This is a genomic window from Dietzia sp. NCCP-2495, from assembly GCF_026011735.1.
Taxonomy (GTDB): Bacteria; Actinomycetota; Actinomycetes; order Mycobacteriales; family Mycobacteriaceae; genus Dietzia.
In genome coordinates this window covers 377,006-393,341 of the sequence record NZ_BRVN01000001.1, presented here as the reverse complement: position 1 = coordinate 393,341, position 16,336 = coordinate 377,006, and the positions used below count along the sequence as shown (strand labels likewise).

Sequence of the window (16,336 nt, the reverse complement as noted above, 5' to 3'; positions counted from 1 at the left end):
GTGTCGAGACCAGGTAACCGTCCCCCGTCCGCCGTCGAGCAGAAGCTCGCGGCGTCGCTCGCCGGCGCCGTCGACCTCACGGGGCTGAAGAACCGTGCCGAAGCCCAGCGCAGCGCGACCGCAGACGGTCGCGCTCCGGGGCAGGCAGGTGCGCGGCCCACCGGTGGCGCCGCCACCCGGGTACAGGTGGACGAGTCGACGTTCGAGCAGGAGGTCCTCGTTCGATCGGGCCAGGTGCCCGTGATCATCGAATTGGTCTCCCGGCGAGCACCCACGACGCTGACCGCGCTGTTGGGCGCGATGGCCGACGAGGCGGACGGCGCGTGGGTCCACGCGACCGTGGACGTGGACGTGTCGCCGGGTATCGCCCAGGCGCTCCAGGCGCGTACGGTGCCGTCGGTCTTCGCGATCGCGGCAGGGCGTCCGCTCGCCGATTTCGAGGGCGAGCAGCCCGAGGAGGCTCTGCGGCAATGGCTCGACGCGGTGTTGCGTGCGACGGAGGGCAAGCTCACCGGTCCCGAGTCCGGTCCGTCAGTCGAGGCCCCTGGGGAGGTGTCGGACCCCGAGTTGGACGCGGCGGAAGAGGCCCTGTCCGAGGGAGATCTGGCCACCGCTGAAGAGCTTTTCAGTTCCCTGGTCGAGGCGCGTCCCGGCGATCACGAACTCGTCGAGGCGCTGCGATATGTCCAGGCGTCCCGACGGGTGGCGGACGAGACCGGCGGCGGCAGCGGTGCCGACGCAGTGGACGGCGCCGACGCGAGGGACGGCACCGTCGCGGCCGCCCTGCGGTCCGCCGACCTGCTCCTGGTGTCGGGTGAGTACGACTCGGCGTACGACGTCCTGACGGACGCGATCCGGGTGCATTTCGGCGACGATCGCGCCACCCTGCGGACCCGTCTGCTCGAACTGCTCGAGGCACTTCCGGCGGATGACCCGCGAGTGCTCACCGCTCGCCGGAACCTCGCGAGCGCTCTGTACTGAGCTGTCGCCGCCGTCGCACCGTCTCGCGATTCCGCCGTGCCGTGTCGAGGGGTTTGGCGGATGAGTCCGTGTGCCTCGCCACCCGGGTGGCGGATTAGGGGTTAGATGGGCGCCGTGAGTACCCCCATCGACATCGACCCCGACCTCGTCCTGGATTTGAGGGACGTCTCCCTGCGCCGTGAGGGCAAGAGTCTCGTCGGCCCGTTGTCCTGGCAGGTGGAGCTGGACGAGCGGTGGGTGGTGTTGGGGCCGAACGGCGCAGGCAAGACGTCGCTGCTCAAGATCGCCGCCGCACTGGAGTACCCGAGCACGGGCACGGCGGTGATCGTCGGCGAGCAGCTCGGGCGCACCGAGGTGACCGAGCTCCGTAGTCGTCTGGGCATGTCCTCGGTGGCGGTGGCCGGCCGGATCCCGGGTGACGAAGTGGTGCAGGACCTGGTGGTCTCGGCCGGGTACGCGGTGCTGGGACGGTGGCGCGAGCGCTACGACCAGATTGATTTCGACCGGGCCGCGGATATGTTGGAGGCGATCGGGGCGGAGCATCTGGCCGAGCGGACGTGGGGGACCCTGTCGGAAGGCGAACGCAAGCGGGTCCTCATCGCCCGTGCGTTGATGACCGATCCGGAGCTGCTGCTGTTGGACGAACCGGGTGCCGGGCTCGATCTCGGGGGCCGCGAGGACCTCGTCGCGCGGTTGGGCGACATGGCTCTCGACCCGGACGCACCCGCGACGGTGCTCGTCACCCATCACGTCGAGGAGATCCCCCCGGGGTTCACGCACGCCATGCTGTTGGCGGAGGGTGAGGTCACGGCGATGGGACTCATCGAGGACGTGATCACCTCGGAGAACCTCAGCCGCGCGTTCGCGCAGGCTATCACCGTGTCCGTGATCGACGGTCGGTACTTCGCGCGTCGGTCACGCCGTGCGGGTCGGCACCGACAGGCATGACGACGCGTCCGCGGGACGAGGCGTATGTCCCGGAGGAGGTACCGGTGCGCGAGGCCGCGACAGTGGCGCTGATCCGCGAGGCCCGTGTCGGTGCCGGGGTCGAGGTGTTCCTGCAGCACCGGGTGGCGACGATGCAGTTCGCGGCGGGGATGTCGGTGTTTCCCGGGGGAGGTGTGGAGCGTCGTGACCACCTCGGAACGCGCCGGTGGCGGGGCCCCGACGCGACGTGGTGGGCCGACCGGTTCCACATCTCGGTCAGGCGTGCCGGCGCCGCGGTGCGGGGCGTGGTGCGCGAGCTGTTCGAGGAGACGGGGGTCCTCCTCGCGGAGCCGGACCTCGACGCAGTGCCGGACCTCGACGCAGTGTCGGACCATGACGCAGTGCCGGACCACGACGCCGCGCAGGGTGTCATTCCCGTCTGGCCCGGCCGCGACGAGCGAGACGCCCTCGACGCGGGGGCGGGCGATCTCGACGGCCTGCTGCGGGACCACGGGCTGGTCCTGTCCGCGCACCTGTTGCGGCCGTGGGACCGGTGGACCACGCCCGTCGGCCCGCCGCGTCGGTACGACACGCTGTTCTTCGTCGCCGCCCTTCCCGACGGCGCGGAGCCGGACGGTGGGACCAGCGAGGCCAGGTCGGCCGAGTGGATCAGGGCCGACGATGCCGCCCACGCCGGGACCTTGGGCCGGCTGGGGATGTTGCGCCCGACCCTGCACGTGCTCACCGACCTCGCCGCCGCCACGGACGTCGCCGAGGTCCTCGGGGCCCACCGCGACATCGCTCCGGGTGGGCACTAGGGTGCGCCCGTGACCCCGGAGGATCTGGATTTCCTGCTCACCGCTGCCGGCCGCGCGCTCCTGGAGGTCGCGGACGGGCTCGATTTCTCGCGTACGCAGGTGGTCGCGTCGACGGAGGCGGTGCGCCGGGTCGACCCGCAGCACGCCGCCGCGGCGATCGACGTGGTGACGGCGCGGACGCGGGCGGCCGGCCGGATCCGCGGTGCGGATCGGATGGTGCTCACGGACGAGGCGGTGCAGCAGGCGACCGCCTGGCCGGTTGCCGCATTGCGCGCTCTACGTCTGTCGAGTCGCGTTGTCCACGACGTGACCTGTTCGGTCGGAGCTGAGCTCGGCGAACTGGTCCGCACCGCCGACCGTGTGGTGGGGTCCGATCTCGATCCGGTGCGTGCGCGCATGGCCACCCGGAACGTCCCCGGGGCGCTGGTGTGTGTCGCGGATGCGCTCGCCCCGCCGAGCCGGGACGCCGTGATCGTCGCCGATCCGGCGCGACGCTCCGGTGGACGCCGGATCCACGACCCCGCCCAGCTCAGCCCGCCGCTGCCGGCGCTGCTGGAGGTGGTCGGCGGCCGCGATCACGTGATCAAGTGCGCGCCCGGCCTGGACACGTCGGTCCTGGATCACCGGGGCGAGGTGGAGGTGGTGTCACTCGACGGCTCGGTACGCGAGGCGTGTCTGTGGTCCGAGGGATTGTCCGGGGGAGTGGGTCGCCGCGCCACTGTGGTCCGCACCGTCGGCGCCGGGGAACCCGGCCCGTGGGGACCGCCGCGCCTGGAGTCCGATGGTGTCGCCGTGCATGTCGAGGAGGTGACCGACGGTGACGACGACGACGTCGACGCACACCCCGAGCCGGAGGCGTTCATCGTGGATCCGGACGGGGCGGTCGTCCGGGCAGGGCTGGTACGGCACTGGGCCCGCCGTCACGGGCTGCGGCAACTCGATCCTCGGATTGCCCACCTGACGGGTCCGGAGATCCCGCCCGGATACTCGGGATTCGAGGTCCTCGACCGGTGCCGGCTCGACAGAAAAGAACTCCGCAGGGTCCTGCGGGCGAGGGACTGCGGGTCTATGGAGATCCTCGTCCGCGGTGTCGACGTGGATCCCGATGTCCTGCGGAAGTCTCTGGCGCTCAAGGGTTCGCGGCCACTGGCACTGGTGGTGACCCGCATCGACCGCTCGGCGGTGGTGTTCGTCTGCGGGCCGCGACGCCGCGGATAGTGCTGTGCGCGCGGGGTTACTCGTGAGCGCAGGCTCTATTCGTAGACGTAGACCGCGCCCAGGCCGGTGGTGAGAGCGATGTGACCGTCGTCGTCGATGCTCAGACCGGAGACCGGACCGGTCGCGGCGGGGACCTCGATGCGGTGGATCGTGTGCCCGTCCGCACCGTCGAGCAGGTGTAGGGCGATTCCGGGCCCGGAGTCGTCGTCGTCGGAAGAGTCCGCCGCCCGGACGGCCACCACCACCCGGCCGTCCGCGGTCGCGGCCGGGTTGGTCAACTGCTGCAGGTCATCGCGCCGCCAGAGCTCCCGGCCCGAACCGTCGCCGCCGGAGAGCGCCACGACCGGTGCCGGGCCGGCGTCGTCGTCGTGGTCGTCGTCGGGTCCCTTCCACACCGTCGTCGTGCGGCCACCGGTGACCAGCGTCCCGTCGGGGAGCAGCGCCGGCGGCAGGTCGGGTCGGTACCCGATCGGGGTGGACCACGTCCCGGTCCCGTCCGCGGTCGCGAAGGCACGGAGGTCGCCGTCCGCGTCGTGGACGTAGACCGTCGCACCGTCGTCGGAGAGCACCGGGGGCACACCGAGGCGCCCTCCGGGCAGCGGCACGCGCCACAGTTCCTCGAGCGTCGGGTACTCGCCGTCGACGAACCGCACGGCGACCAACTCGGGGTCGTCGGCGCCCGGCGTCCACACCGTCACATATGCGGTGGCGGAGTTCGTGTCGACCGCTGCGGGTCCGGGTACCGGGCACCCCGACTCGCCGATCCCGCACCACGGCAGCCCGTAGCCGTGGTCGCTCGTGGTGATCTCCCCGGCGAGCCGCATCTCCGGGGAGGAGTCGAGTCCGGTGTGGGTGTTGACGACGCGTGCCGCGCCCTGGTGGCTGATGAGCAGCAGGTGACGCTCGTCCAGCAGCGTCACGGTCGTGGGGATGCCGCGGATCGGGGCGAACCACCGGTTCTCGCCCTCGGCGGCCACCGAGCTGACACCGCCGTACATCGGGACAAACAGGGTTCCGCGCCCGTCGACGGTCGCGGTGATGCGCGGGCCGTCGGTGGGCATCCGCATGCACCAGTTCTTACGGCCGTCGTCCATCGACAGCGACCACACGTTGCACCCGCGCTCGGACACCGTCGCCTGGAAGAGCGACCCGAGACCATCCGAGCTGGCCACACCGATCGCCGGCGCGCCCAGCGTCCGCGACCACAGCAACTCCGGGGCATCGGCGAGCTCCGAATGCGCGCGGCCCGAATTGGATGGTCCGCCTGTGACCGAGGACCAACTCGCCGCCTGGCTCATCCGCGCGCCGCCGCTCTCGGTGTGCGAGACACAGCCGGCGAGCAGCCCCACCGCGAGTGCGGCGGCCAGGGTCCGCGTGGCGCGCGGAGTCGATGCCGGTCCCACAGTTCCTCCCTCGTTGCCGACCCCCGTGGCGAGAGTCACCGCCTGAGACTAGTCCGCACCGCGCATGGCCCGACGTCGGGCGCACCGTGTCGCAGGGATCAGCGGCACACCCGGCGGCGGGGGATCTCGGAGCGAACGGCGCGGTGGACCGGCATGCGCGGCGCTACTGTGACTGGCATCACGGCACTTTCCACGAAAGGTGAATACCTGCGATGACCGCCACCTCCGGACTCGACACGGCACTGACCCCGCTGACCTTCCTCGAGAAGGCGGCGCGTGTGTCTCCCGACGCGACCGCCGTGGTGGACGGCCCGCGCCGCCAGACCTATGCCGAGTTCGCCGAACGGGCCACCCGACTCGCCTCGCTCCTGACGATGCGCGGGGTGACGCGTGAAGACCGCGTCGGCGTACTCGCGCCCAACTCCGCAGAGGCGTTGCTCGCCCAGTTCGGTGTGCCACTCGCCGGTGCCGCCGTGGTGGCGCTCAACACGCGACTGGCCCCGGCCGAGATCGCCTACATCGTCGACCACGCCGGCATCGAGGTGCTCATCGCCGACGCCGAACTGCTCGCGGGGCTCGGGGACGAGTTACCTGAGTCGATCCGGCTGGTGCTGGTGACGCCCGACGCTGACGGCACCCAGCCGGACCCCGCGCGGTTCGGGCCGCGAGCCGAGGCGTTCGAGGACGCGCTCGCCCAGGCGTCCCCGCAGCCCGTGCCGTGGGGTGTCGAGGACGAGGACTCGATCATCGCCGTCAACTACACCTCGGGGACCACGGGTCGCCCCAAGGGCGTCATGTACACCCACCGTGGTGCGTACCTCAACGCGCTCGGCGAGATCGTCACGCAGAAGTTCGACGCGGACTCCCGGTACCTGTGGACCCTGCCGATGTTCCACTGCAACGGATGGTGCACCACCTGGGCGTTGACCGGCGCCCGGGGTACCCACGTCTGTCTCCGTGCGGTCCGCGGTGACCAGATCTGGCGGGCGTTCGACTCCGAGCAGATCAACCGGCTCGCCGGAGCCCCGGCCGTTCTCTCCGCCATCGCGGACGATCCCGCAGCCCGCCCGGTCGAGGGGATCAGCATGGTCACCGCCGGCGCTCCGCCGTCTCCGACGATCCTGCGGCGATTCGAGGACCTGGGCATCGACGTGACGCAGGTGTACGGGCTTACCGAGACCTATGGTCCGTTCACCGAGTGCATCCCGCAGCCGGGCTGGGCGCAGCTCGACCCGGACGAGCGCGCCGCCCTCAAGTCCCGCCAGGGTGTGGCGATGATCCACGCAGACACGGTGCGTGTCGTCGAGCGGACCTCGCCGGGGGAGCGCAGGCTCGTCGACGTGCCGGCCGACGGCGTGACCATGGGCGAGGTCGTCATGCGCGGAAACGGGGTCATGAAGGGCTACTTCCGGGACCCCGAAGCCACGGAGGCAGCGTTCGCCGGCGGGTGGTTCCACTCCGGTGACCTCGGCGTGATGCATCCGGACGGCTACGTCCAGCTCCTCGACCGGGCCAAGGACGTCGTTGTCTCCGGAGGCGAGAACATCTCGACCATCGAGGTCGAGCAGGCCATCGCCTCGCACCCCGAGGTCATGGACTGCGCGGTCGTGTCGATGCCGGACGAGAAGTGGGGCGAGCGGCCCAAGGCGTACGTCGTGGTGTGCCCCGGCTCGGAGCTTGACGAGGCCGGGGTGATCGAGCACTGCCGGACCAGGATCGCCCGCTACAAAGTGCCCGGCGCGGTGGAGATCACGCCTGCCCTGCCGAGGACCTCGACGGGCAAAGTCCGCAAGAACGAACTGCGTGATTCGGCCTGGGCGGGCTGGGAGAAGCGGATCAATTGACGGACCCGACACTGCGTCCACGGCCCCGGGCGCGTTATTGTGTGACTCAGGACCACAACCCGGTGCGATCCGTCATGTCCGGCGGATCAAACCCAGCCCCGACTCGCAGGAGGTCGACGCAGGCCGATGACGAATATCGTCGTATTGATCAAGCAGGTTCCGGACTACGAGTCCGACAAGAAGCTCAACGACTCGGACCACACGCTGGACCGTGAAGCCGCGGACGCGATTCTGGACGAGATCAACGAGCGTGCCGTCGAGCAGGCGCTCCAGATCAAGGAGGCCGGCGAGGGCGAGGTGACCGTGCTGTGCGCCGGTCCCGAGCGCGCCACCGAGGCGATCCGCAAGGCCCTCTCTATGGGTGCGGACAAGGCCATCCACCTGAATGACGAGGCCCTGCACGGATCCGACGTGGTCCAGACCGCGTGGGCGCTGGCCAACGTGCTCGGAACCATCGAGGGCACCGAGCTGGTCATCTGTGGCAACGAGGCCTCCGACGGACGGATGGGCGCGCTGCCGGCTATTCTCGCCGAGTACCTCGGCCTCCCGCAGCTCACCCACATGAGCAAGCTCGAGATCGCCGACGGTGTGGCCAAGGGCGAGCGCGAGACCGATGAGGGCATCTTCGGCGTCGAGGCGTCGCTGCCGTGCATCGTGTCGGTCTCGGAGAAGATCAACGAGCCGCGCTTCCCGTCGTTCAAGGGGATCATGGCGGCCAAAAAGAAGCCGGTCGAGACCATGACCCTGGCCGACACCAATGTCGAGGCCGCGCAGGTGGGCGGGGAGAACTCCGCCTCCAAGGTCACCTCCGTCACCCCCAAGCCGCCGCGCGCCGCGGGCGAGAAGGTCACGGACGAGGGCGAGGGCGGCAACGACATCGCCAAGTACCTCGTCGCCCAGAAGATCATCTGATCTCCGGTCCCGGACCGACTGCCCAAGACATTCCAAGGAGAATCCACAATGGCTGAAGTACTCGTCGCGGTCGAGCACGTCGACGGCGAACTCAAGAAGGCGACCCTGGAGCTGCTGACCGCCGCGCGTGCGCTCGGTGAGCCGGCCGCCGTCGTCTTCGGCGACAGCGGCGTCGCCACCTCGCTCGCCGAGGAGCTCAAGGCCGGGGGCGCCGAGAAGATCTACGCCGCCGAGGGGGACAACGTCCAGAACTACGTCGTCGCACCCAAGGTCGACGTCCTCGCCGGCCTGGCCGAGCAGGGCGCGGCCGCGGTCCTGCTCGCCGCCACCGCCGAGGGCAAGGAGCTCGCCGGCCGTCTGGCGGCCCGGACCGGCTCGGGCGTGCTTTGCGACGTCATCGAGATCCGCCAGGACGGCTCGGCCGTCCACTCGATCTTCGGTGGTGCCTTCACCGTCGACGCGACGGTCTCCGGCGACACCCCCGTCTACGTCGTGCGCCCCGGCGCCGTCGAGGCCGAGGCGACCGCCGGTGCCGGCGAGATCGTCGAGGTCCAGGTCCCCGAGCCCGAGAACGCCGCCAAGATCACCTCGCGCAACCCGATCGTGGGCGGCGACCGTCCCGAGCTCACCGAGGCCACCATCGTGGTCTCCGGTGGTCGTGGCGTCGGCTCGGCCGAGAAGTTCACCGAGGTCGTCGAGCCGCTCGCCGACTCGCTCAAGGCCGCCGTCGGTGCGTCGCGTGCCGCAGTCGACTCCGGCTACTACCCGGGCCAGTTCCAGGTCGGTCAGACCGGTAAGACGGTCTCGCCGCAGCTGTACATCGCCCTGGGCATCTCCGGCGCCATCCAGCACCGCGCCGGCATGCAGACGTCCAAGACGATCGTCGCGGTCAACAAGGACGAAGAAGCCCCGATCTTCGAGATCGCGGACTACGGCATCGTGGGCGACCTGTTCAACGTCGCCCCGCAGCTCACCGAGGCCGTCAACGCCCGCAAGTGAGTCGCTGTTGACGAGCGGCGCCTTCGCGCCTGCTCGCCCGGTCCGGAACCCCGGCACCCCTGCGGTGCCGGGGTTCCGGTCTTTCCGGCGTATCCTTGCCTGCGATATGCGCACCACCCGAGATGTCCACTATCTGGACCATGCCGCCACCACGCCGATGCGTCCCGCGGCCATCGCCGCCTACGCCGAGGCCGCCTCGTTCGTGGGGAACGCGTCGTCACTCCACGGCTCCGGACGCCTCGCGAGACGCCGCGTCGAGGAGTCACGCGAGGCGGTGGCGCACCACCTGGGCTGCCGTCCCTCCGAGGTCGTGTTCACCTCCGGCGGGACGGAGGCGGACAACATCGCCGTGCTCGGACTCGCCGCAGGCGCGACCGGTGACGTGATCGCCGTCGGCGCTACCGAGCACCATTCGGTGCTCGACGCGGCGGAACACCTGTCGACCGACCGCGGTGGGAGCCGGGACGTGCGGGTCCTGCCCGTCGACGGTCGGGGCGAGGTGAGACCCGAGACGGTCGCCGAGTTGGCCGACGAGGTGGGCGAGCGCTTGGCCCTGATCGCGACCATGCTCGGCAACAACGAGATCGGCACTCTCAGCGACGTGGCGGCGATCGCCGCCGAGGCCCGGTCCGCCGGTGCGGCGGTGCACACCGACGCGGTTCAGGTGGTCGGCCACGTCCCCGTGGATTTCTCCGCGCTGGGTGTCACGTCGTTGAGCCTGTCCGCGCACAAGTTCGGTGGCCCATTGGGAGTGGGTGCGCTCCTGCTGGACCGGAGTGCGACGTGCGAGCCCATCGGATTCGGCGGCGGCCAGGAGCGTGACCTCCGCTCGGGCTCGGTGAACGTGCCCGGTGTGGTGGCACTGGCCGCCGCCCTCGACGCGGCCGTCGCCGATATGGAGGGGGAAGCCCGGCGTCTGTCGGCGCTCCGTGACCGTCTCGTGGACGGGATCCGTCACGCCGTGCCCGACGTGATCCCGAACGGCGGGGGAGACCGGCTGCCCGGTATCGCCAACCTGACCTTCCCCGGCTGCTCCGGGGAGTCGCTCATCCTCTTGCTGGACGCCGCCGGGATCGAGTGCTCGACGGGGTCGGCGTGCACCGCTGGCGTGGCCGAACCGAGTCACGTGCTGCTCGCGACCGGTGCCGACGACGCCGCCGCGCGGAGCAGCCTGAGATTGAGCCTGGGACACACCAGCACGGACGCCGACGTGGACGCGACCATCGCCGCCCTCGGCCCCGCGGTCGAGCGCGCGAGGGTGGCAGGTCTCGGGCTGTCGAGTGCAGGAGTGGAGGCGTCATGAGAGTTCTCGCCGCGATGAGTGGTGGCGTGGATTCCGCTGTCGCCGCCGCGCGCGCCGTGGCCGCGGGACACGATGTCGTGGGTGTGCATCTCGCGCTCAGCGCCGACCCGGCGACACTGCGGACCGGATCACGCGGCTGCTGCTCCCGGGAGGACGCCGGAGACGCGCGTCGCGTCGCCGACATGCTCGGCATCCCGTTCTACGTGTGGGACTTCGCCGAACGGTTCCGTGCCGACGTGATCGACGACTTCGTCGACTCCTACGCCCGGGGAGAAACCCCCAATCCGTGCCTGCGCTGCAATGAGCGCATCAAGTTCGAGGCGCTCCTCGACCGCGGGATGGCCCTGGGGTTCGACGCCGTAGCGACCGGGCACTACGCTCGCCTGTCCCACGAGGAACTGCCCGACGGCACCACTCGTCCTGTTCTGCGGCGAGCGGTCGACGAGGCCAAGGACCAGTCCTATGTCCTGGGCGTGCTCACGCCCCGCCAGCTGGCCCATTCGATGTTCCCCCTGGGGGACACGACGAAGCCGGAGATCCGCGCCGAGGCCGAGGCGGCGGGGTTCTCCGTCGCTTCGAAGCCGGACAGCCACGACATCTGCTTCATCCCGTCGGGCGACACCCGAGCCTTTCTCGGCGCGCGAATCGGCCTGCGCCCCGGCGCGATGATCGACGCCGACAGCGGAGACGAACTCGGAAGGCACGAGGGCGTCCACGGGTTCACGATCGGTCAACGTAAGGGCCTCGGACTGGAAGCGCCGGCGGCAGACGGGCAGCCCCGCTACGTCACCGCCATCGACGCCGAGACCGGGACGGTCACGGTCGGGGGCGCGGATCATCTGCTGTCGTCCCGGATGACCGCGACCTCGCCTTACTGGCTGGTCGACGAGGAGATCCGCGAGGCGGACTGCCGGGTCCAGATCCGCGCGCACGGTGAGGCGACGCCCGGCCACGTACGCAGGGTCGGCGAGGGCGCCGACGCCCGGCTGGAGATCACGCTCGACACCCCGGTCCGTGGTGTCGCGCCGGGACAGGCCGCCGTGCTCTACCAGCCCGATCCCGGCGGGGATCGGGTTCTGGGGAGCGGGACGATCTCGTCCGCACGGCCGGAAGCCAGGGAACGGTGACGCGGCGGGCACCGTCGAGCACCGGGCCGGGCCCGATGCCGGGGACCGACCCCCGGGAGGCGGCCCGGATAGTGATGGGTGAATGCCACGCGCTGCCGTACCTCCCCGAGCTCACGGACCGGGGCCCCGGTACTGACCTCATGGGCCGGACCGCGGCGATGCTCGTCGACCTCCCCGTCGACGTGTCGCCCCGCGGCTGGCGTCTGGCGAGTTCACCGGGCAGGTTGGCCAGGGTGGCCGCAGACCTCCTGGACCGCGACAGCGACGCGCTCGAGGAGGCCGACGAACTGGTCCGTGATCCCGAAGCGGACCCGGTGGACGACGCGCGGCTACTGCAGGTACGGATCCGGGGACCGTGGTCGCTCACCGCCGGACTTGAACTCGCCTCCGGTATGCCGGTCTCGTCGGACCGCGGAGCCCGTCGGGACGTGGCCGCATCGCTCGCCGAGGGCGTATCGCGGTTCGCCACCGGACTCGCCGGCCGGCTCCGGACCGGGTCGAGGATCATCCTCGACGAACCCCTGCTCTGGCGGGTCGCTGCCGGTACCGTTCCGGCTCCGAGCACCTTCGACCCGGTACCCGCCGTCTCCGTGGACCAGATCGGGCTGGCGTTGTGCCGGTTCGCCGACTCACTGCGGGCGGGCGGTGTCGACGAGATCCTTCTCCGCGTGCCCACCGCGTCCGGACCTGATGCTCCGGCGCTGTACACGGCGTTCGCCGAGCCGCCTGCGGACGAGGCCGCACTCGACGGCCTCTGCCTCGCGGCAGAGCCCCTCCGCCGAGCGAGCTCGCACGACGCCCTGGATGCCGCGGGAATGGTGCTCGGCGCGGGGCGGATCCTGCAACTGGAGGGCTCGCCCGACGGACGAGGTTGGCCCGACGCGTCCTCCGGGGCAGAGCATGCCGCCCGAGAACTTCTGCATCTGATGGATCGGTTGTCGGCCCCCCGCTACGAGAGCTTGCACCAACTGACGTTGACGCCTACCGAGGAGCAGATGACCGGCAGCGCGGCCGCCGCCACCCGTGCCCTGGCCGGTGCCAGGTCGGTCGCGGAGACCGCGCCGCGCGTCGCCGAATAGGTCGGGAGAGCAACTCACGCGTTCCGGACGGTGCCGAGCGGTGCACGCGGACCAGCCGGATCAGATCGATTCGGTCAGTCCGTGGCCATGGGCCAGGCGGTATTGACGTCCGAGGCGTCCTTGCCCGTTCGTTCGAGATACGCCACGAAGTCCCGCTGGCGAGCCTCGTGCCATTTCGCCTGCAGGTTGTTGACCTCTCGCCAGTCGGCTCCGGCGAGCTCGTTGTGTCCACCGAACAGCTTCCATGCCAGTCTCGCAGCAGCGAGCGCGTCCGCACTCGCCTCGTGGGCGGAGTCGAGAGTGACACCATGGTGCTCGCACACCGCACCGAGGGTCCGCTTCCCCTTGCGGTAGGGATCGACCGCCCGGTCCACCACGAACGGGTCGACCACCGGTCCGAGGATCTCGAACGAGGGGTCCCATCTGCGAAGGATCGTCAGGTCGAACGCCGCATTGAACACCACCAACGCCCGGCCCTCGTTCCATCCCCGGCGGATCCCCGCCACGGTCTCGGCGATCACCTCCGCATGCGGCCGTCCGTTCGCGCGCGCGTATTCGGTACTGATCCCGTGGACCGCGGTCGCCCCTTCCGGGATCTCGACCCCCGGATCGGCAAGCCAGGTGAACTCTTGTTTCTCGGGTCCGTCGATCGCCACGAGGGCCGAAGTGACGACGTGTGCGGTTCGGGGGTCCTGGCCGGTGGTCTCCAGATCGAATGCGAGCAGACGATTCCGGTCGATGGTGACGGGGGACTGTGTGGTGGTTGTCATTGTCACACCGTATGCCAGCACTGCGACATCAACGCGGTGGGCGGGACTACCCTGACACCGTGAGCGATCCCATCGACAGCAACGTCCCCGGTACCGACGGGGACATCCCGCCCCGGGCCCGACACTCCTGGGCCGAGCTTGCCGAGACCGTCCGCGACCACCAGTTTCGGTACTACGTCAAGGACGCACCGATCGTCTCGGACGCCGAGTTCGATCGTCTCTTCGCCGAGCTCTCCGAGCTCGAGGCCCAGTACCCGGGGCTGCAGAGTCCCGATTCGCCGACCCAGCTCGTCGGCGGCGGGTTCTCCACGGATTTCGCGCCGGTCGAGCACCTCGAGCGGATGACGAGTCTGGACAACGTCTTCTCCGAGGACGAGCTGCGGGACTGGATCGTCTCCGCGGTCGAGCAGGCCAACGTTTCGGAGGAGCAGTTGCCGTTCCTCTGTGAGGTCAAGATCGACGGCGTCGCGCTCGACCTCGTCTACCGGGACGGGAAGCTGGTCAGTGCGGCCACCCGGGGAGACGGTCGTACCGGGGAGGACGTCACCCTCAACGCACGCACGATCGAGGACATCCCGGTGACCCTCACGGCATCCGGCGACCGACCGGTCCCGTCGCTGCTCGAGGTCCGGGGTGAGGTCTTCTTCCGTCTCGAGGACTTCACCGAGCTCAACGCCGGGCTCGTGGCCGAGGGCAAGGCCCCGTTCGCCAACCCGCGCAACAGTGCGGCGGGATCGCTGCGTCAGAAGAACCCGGCCGTGACCGCCCAGCGACGTCTGCGGATGTACTGCCACGGCCTCGGCGCGGTCGAGGGTGCAACCTTCGACAGCCTGCACGACGTGTATCTCGCTCTCGGTGACTGGGGACTGCCGGTGTCGCCGTACACCGCACCCGCGACCGGTACCGATGCCGTGCTCGAGCGGGTGCGCTACTGGGGCGAGCACCGCAGCGACCCCGTCCACGAGATCGACGGGCTGGTCGTCAAGATCGACGACCGTGCGGTACAGCGGCGCCTCGGACAGACGTCCCGCGCTCCACGCTGGGCGATCGCCTACAAGTACCCGCCCGAAGAGGTCATGACGACCTTGCACGACATCCGCGTGTCCGTCGGACGGACCGGACGGGTGACCCCCTTCGCCTACATGGAGCCCGTCCTCGTCGCGGGATCCACCGTCTCCCTCGCCACGCTGCACAACCAGACCGAGGTGATCCGCAAGGGGATCCTCATCGGGGACACCGTGGTGATCCGCAAGGCCGGCGACGTGATCCCTGAGGTGCTGGGCCCGGTCGTCGAACGCCGGGACGGTAGCGAGCGCGAGTTCGTGTTTCCCGAACGGTGCCCGGAATGCGACACGGTCCTGGCACCCGCCAAGGAGGGCGACGCCGACTGGCGGTGCCCCAACCAGCGGTCGTGCCCGGCTCAGCTGAGGGAGAGGCTGTTCTACCTCGCCTCGCGCAACTCGCTGGACATCGAGGCTCTCGGGTACGAGGGGGCGTCCGACCTCCTTGTCAGTGGCGTACTGGAGAACGAGGCGGGCTTGTTCGACCTGACCGAGGGCGACCTGCTCCGCACGTCGCTCTACACCCGTATTGCCAAGGCCACGAAGAAGCAGATCGAGGCCGGCGCGCCCGCCGAACGCGTGGTCCTGACCGAGAACGGCCGCAAGCTGCTCGGCAATCTCGACACCGCCAAGCAGCGTCCCCTGTGGCGGGTCCTCGTGGCGCTGTCGATCAGGCACGTGGGCCCCACGGCCGCGCGTGCCCTCGCGACCCGTTTCGGCTCCATGGAAGCGATCCGGGCGGCGACCGAAGAGGAACTCGCGGAGACCGACGGAGTCGGCGCCACGATCGCGGCCTCGGTGGTCGAGTGGTTCTCGGTCGACTGGCATCGCGAGATCGTGGACCGGTGGACCCGCTCGGGCGTGTCGATGGAGGACGAGCGGGACGAGACCGTGCGGCGGACCCTCGAGGGACTGACGATCGTCGCGACGGGCTCACTCGAGGGCTTCACCCGCGACGGCATCAAAGAGGCGATCATCTCCCGCGGAGGGAAGGCCTCCGGATCGGTCTCCAAGAAGACCGATTACGTGGTGGTGGGGGACAACCCCGGATCCAAGGCCGCCAAGGCAGAGGAACTCGCCCTGACGATCCTCGACGAGGCGGGCTTCGTCGACCTTCTGGAGAACGGACCCGCAGCGGCCGCGGAGGACGACGTCTCCGGCGGTGACGTCGCGGACGCGGCCGCGGACGCCGACGGTCCCGACGAGTGACGGCTGCGGCGCCTCTGGCGCAGTTCCCCTGGCCGTTGGTCGTCGGCGCACTCGTGGGACTGGTGCTCGCGGTGGCCGTCAGCGTCCGGGGGCTCGTGGGCAGAGGACCGCTGAAAGTCGTCGCGCTGGTCGCCGCGGCGCTGACGGGCATGTCGGTGGGAGCCTTCCTGGCGTTGGTGTGGCTCTGGGTTGGTCCGATGTCGCGGCCGGTGGGCGGTCTCTTTTCGTTCGACAGCCAGCAGTTCCTGTCCACCGAGCAGCTTCGACAGATCGTCGTGATGACTGATCTGGCATGGATCCTTCCGCTGGTCTCGCTGTTCTTCGGAGCGATCGCTGCGTGGTTGTGGCGACGGGACTGACGGTCCGCGCCGAGTCCGGGGCCTAGTACCCGGCGGCCAGTCCGGCAGCGCCGGCGAGCCACAGAGCGCACAGCGGTGCCGCGTACCTGCGCTCGAAATCGGTGCCCACCTGTCGCGCGTGCGTCGGGTGGCGTCCGGCCCACAGGGCGAGGCAGGCCTCCGCGGCGAGCAGGGGGATACTCGCCGCCGATGCAGTCTGTGCACGATGCTCGTCCGCCACGCGGCCACCTGCCAGTGAGGTGAAGGGGATCCGGCGGGTGAGCACCAGCACGTGCGGGACAGTGCCAGCAGCGATCGCTGTCGTCGTGACCATCGCCGCGGTGCGC

General features: G+C 70.3%; 15 protein-coding genes. 12 read left to right on the top strand and 3 right to left on the bottom strand.

Features of this window, described 5'->3' with window-relative positions; genetic code table 11:
• The 4 genes from OPF83_RS01835 to OPF83_RS01820 all read left to right on the top strand — a co-directional run bounded on the left by OPF83_RS01835 (position 1) and on the right by OPF83_RS01820 (position 3,944).
• Positions 1-981 (top strand): tetratricopeptide repeat protein, encoded by a 981-nt coding sequence (locus OPF83_RS01835; protein ID WP_264885492.1) that lies wholly within the window; start codon positions 1-3, stop codon positions 979-981.
• Positions 982-1,086: 105 nt separating this feature from the next.
• Positions 1,087-1,929: an ABC transporter ATP-binding protein gene (locus OPF83_RS01830; RefSeq protein ID WP_264885491.1), complete on the top strand. Its 843-nt coding sequence runs from the start codon at positions 1,087-1,089 to the stop codon at positions 1,927-1,929.
• The gene (locus OPF83_RS01825) at positions 1,926-2,726 is read left to right on the top strand and encodes an NUDIX hydrolase (protein WP_264885490.1); all 801 of its coding nucleotides are present in this window, start codon (positions 1,926-1,928) and stop codon (positions 2,724-2,726) included. The genes OPF83_RS01830 and OPF83_RS01825 overlap by 4 nt, the downstream gene beginning before the upstream one ends.
• 9 nt (positions 2,727-2,735) lie before the next feature.
• Entirely contained in the window at positions 2,736-3,944 is a 1,209-nt protein-coding gene (locus tag OPF83_RS01820; protein ID WP_264885489.1) for a class I SAM-dependent methyltransferase, read from the top strand.
• A 35-nt stretch (positions 3,945-3,979) separates the two neighbouring features.
• Here OPF83_RS01820 and OPF83_RS01815 read toward each other — a convergent pair whose 3' ends face one another.
• Positions 3,980-5,386: a PQQ-binding-like beta-propeller repeat protein gene (locus OPF83_RS01815; protein ID WP_264885488.1), complete on the bottom strand. Its 1,407-nt coding sequence runs from the start codon at positions 5,384-5,386 to the stop codon at positions 3,980-3,982.
• A gap of 173 nt (positions 5,387-5,559) precedes the next feature.
• On the opposite strand from OPF83_RS01815, the gene OPF83_RS01810 reads away from it, so the two are divergent.
• The 6 genes from OPF83_RS01810 to OPF83_RS01785 all read left to right on the top strand — a co-directional run bounded on the left by OPF83_RS01810 (position 5,560) and on the right by OPF83_RS01785 (position 12,611).
• Positions 5,560-7,191 (top strand): AMP-binding protein, encoded by a 1,632-nt coding sequence (locus tag OPF83_RS01810; RefSeq protein WP_264885487.1) that lies wholly within the window; start codon positions 5,560-5,562, stop codon positions 7,189-7,191.
• Positions 7,192-7,317: 126 nt separating this feature from the next.
• Positions 7,318-8,103 carry an electron transfer flavoprotein subunit beta/FixA family protein gene (locus tag OPF83_RS01805; RefSeq protein ID WP_264885486.1) on the top strand — a complete coding sequence of 262 codons (786 nt, stop codon included), beginning with the start codon at positions 7,318-7,320 and terminating at the stop codon, positions 8,101-8,103.
• 48 nt (positions 8,104-8,151) lie between these two features.
• Positions 8,152-9,102: an electron transfer flavoprotein subunit alpha/FixB family protein gene (locus OPF83_RS01800; RefSeq protein WP_264885485.1), complete on the top strand. Its 951-nt coding sequence runs from the start codon at positions 8,152-8,154 to the stop codon at positions 9,100-9,102.
• 106 nt (positions 9,103-9,208) lie between these two features.
• Positions 9,209-10,405 carry a cysteine desulfurase family protein gene (locus tag OPF83_RS01795; protein ID WP_264885484.1) on the top strand — a complete coding sequence of 399 codons (1,197 nt, stop codon included), beginning with the start codon at positions 9,209-9,211 and terminating at the stop codon, positions 10,403-10,405.
• Complete coding sequence (gene mnmA / locus OPF83_RS01790) at positions 10,402-11,532, top strand: tRNA 2-thiouridine(34) synthase MnmA (RefSeq protein WP_264885483.1); 1,131 nt, start codon at positions 10,402-10,404, stop codon at positions 11,530-11,532. Before OPF83_RS01795 ends, mnmA begins: the two co-directional genes overlap by 4 nt.
• A 74-nt stretch (positions 11,533-11,606) precedes the next feature.
• Positions 11,607-12,611: a cobalamin-independent methionine synthase gene (locus OPF83_RS01785; protein WP_264885482.1), complete on the top strand. Its 1,005-nt coding sequence runs from the start codon at positions 11,607-11,609 to the stop codon at positions 12,609-12,611.
• Between the two features lie 74 nt (positions 12,612-12,685).
• On the opposite strand, the gene OPF83_RS01780 is transcribed toward OPF83_RS01785, so the two are convergent.
• Positions 12,686-13,381, bottom strand: coding sequence for an exonuclease domain-containing protein (locus OPF83_RS01780; protein ID WP_264885481.1), 696 nt, complete (start codon positions 13,379-13,381; stop codon positions 12,686-12,688).
• A 59-nt stretch (positions 13,382-13,440) separates the two neighbouring features.
• Between OPF83_RS01780 and ligA the strand changes: the two genes are divergently transcribed.
• Together ligA and OPF83_RS01770 are read left to right on the top strand one after the other, a co-directional pair.
• Positions 13,441-15,651: an NAD-dependent DNA ligase LigA gene (gene ligA, locus OPF83_RS01775; RefSeq protein WP_375546187.1), complete on the top strand. Its 2,211-nt coding sequence runs from the start codon at positions 13,441-13,443 to the stop codon at positions 15,649-15,651.
• Positions 15,648-16,010 (top strand): hypothetical protein, encoded by a 363-nt coding sequence (locus OPF83_RS01770; RefSeq protein WP_264885480.1) that lies wholly within the window; start codon positions 15,648-15,650, stop codon positions 16,008-16,010. The genes ligA and OPF83_RS01770 overlap by 4 nt, the downstream gene beginning before the upstream one ends.
• Positions 16,011-16,032: 22 nt before the next feature.
• Here the strand turns inward: OPF83_RS01770 and OPF83_RS01765 are convergent, their stop codons facing one another.
• Positions 16,033-16,323, bottom strand: a complete 291-nt coding sequence (locus OPF83_RS01765) for a hypothetical protein (RefSeq protein WP_264885479.1) — start codon at positions 16,321-16,323, stop codon at positions 16,033-16,035.
• Positions 16,324-16,336: the final 13 nt, after the last annotated feature.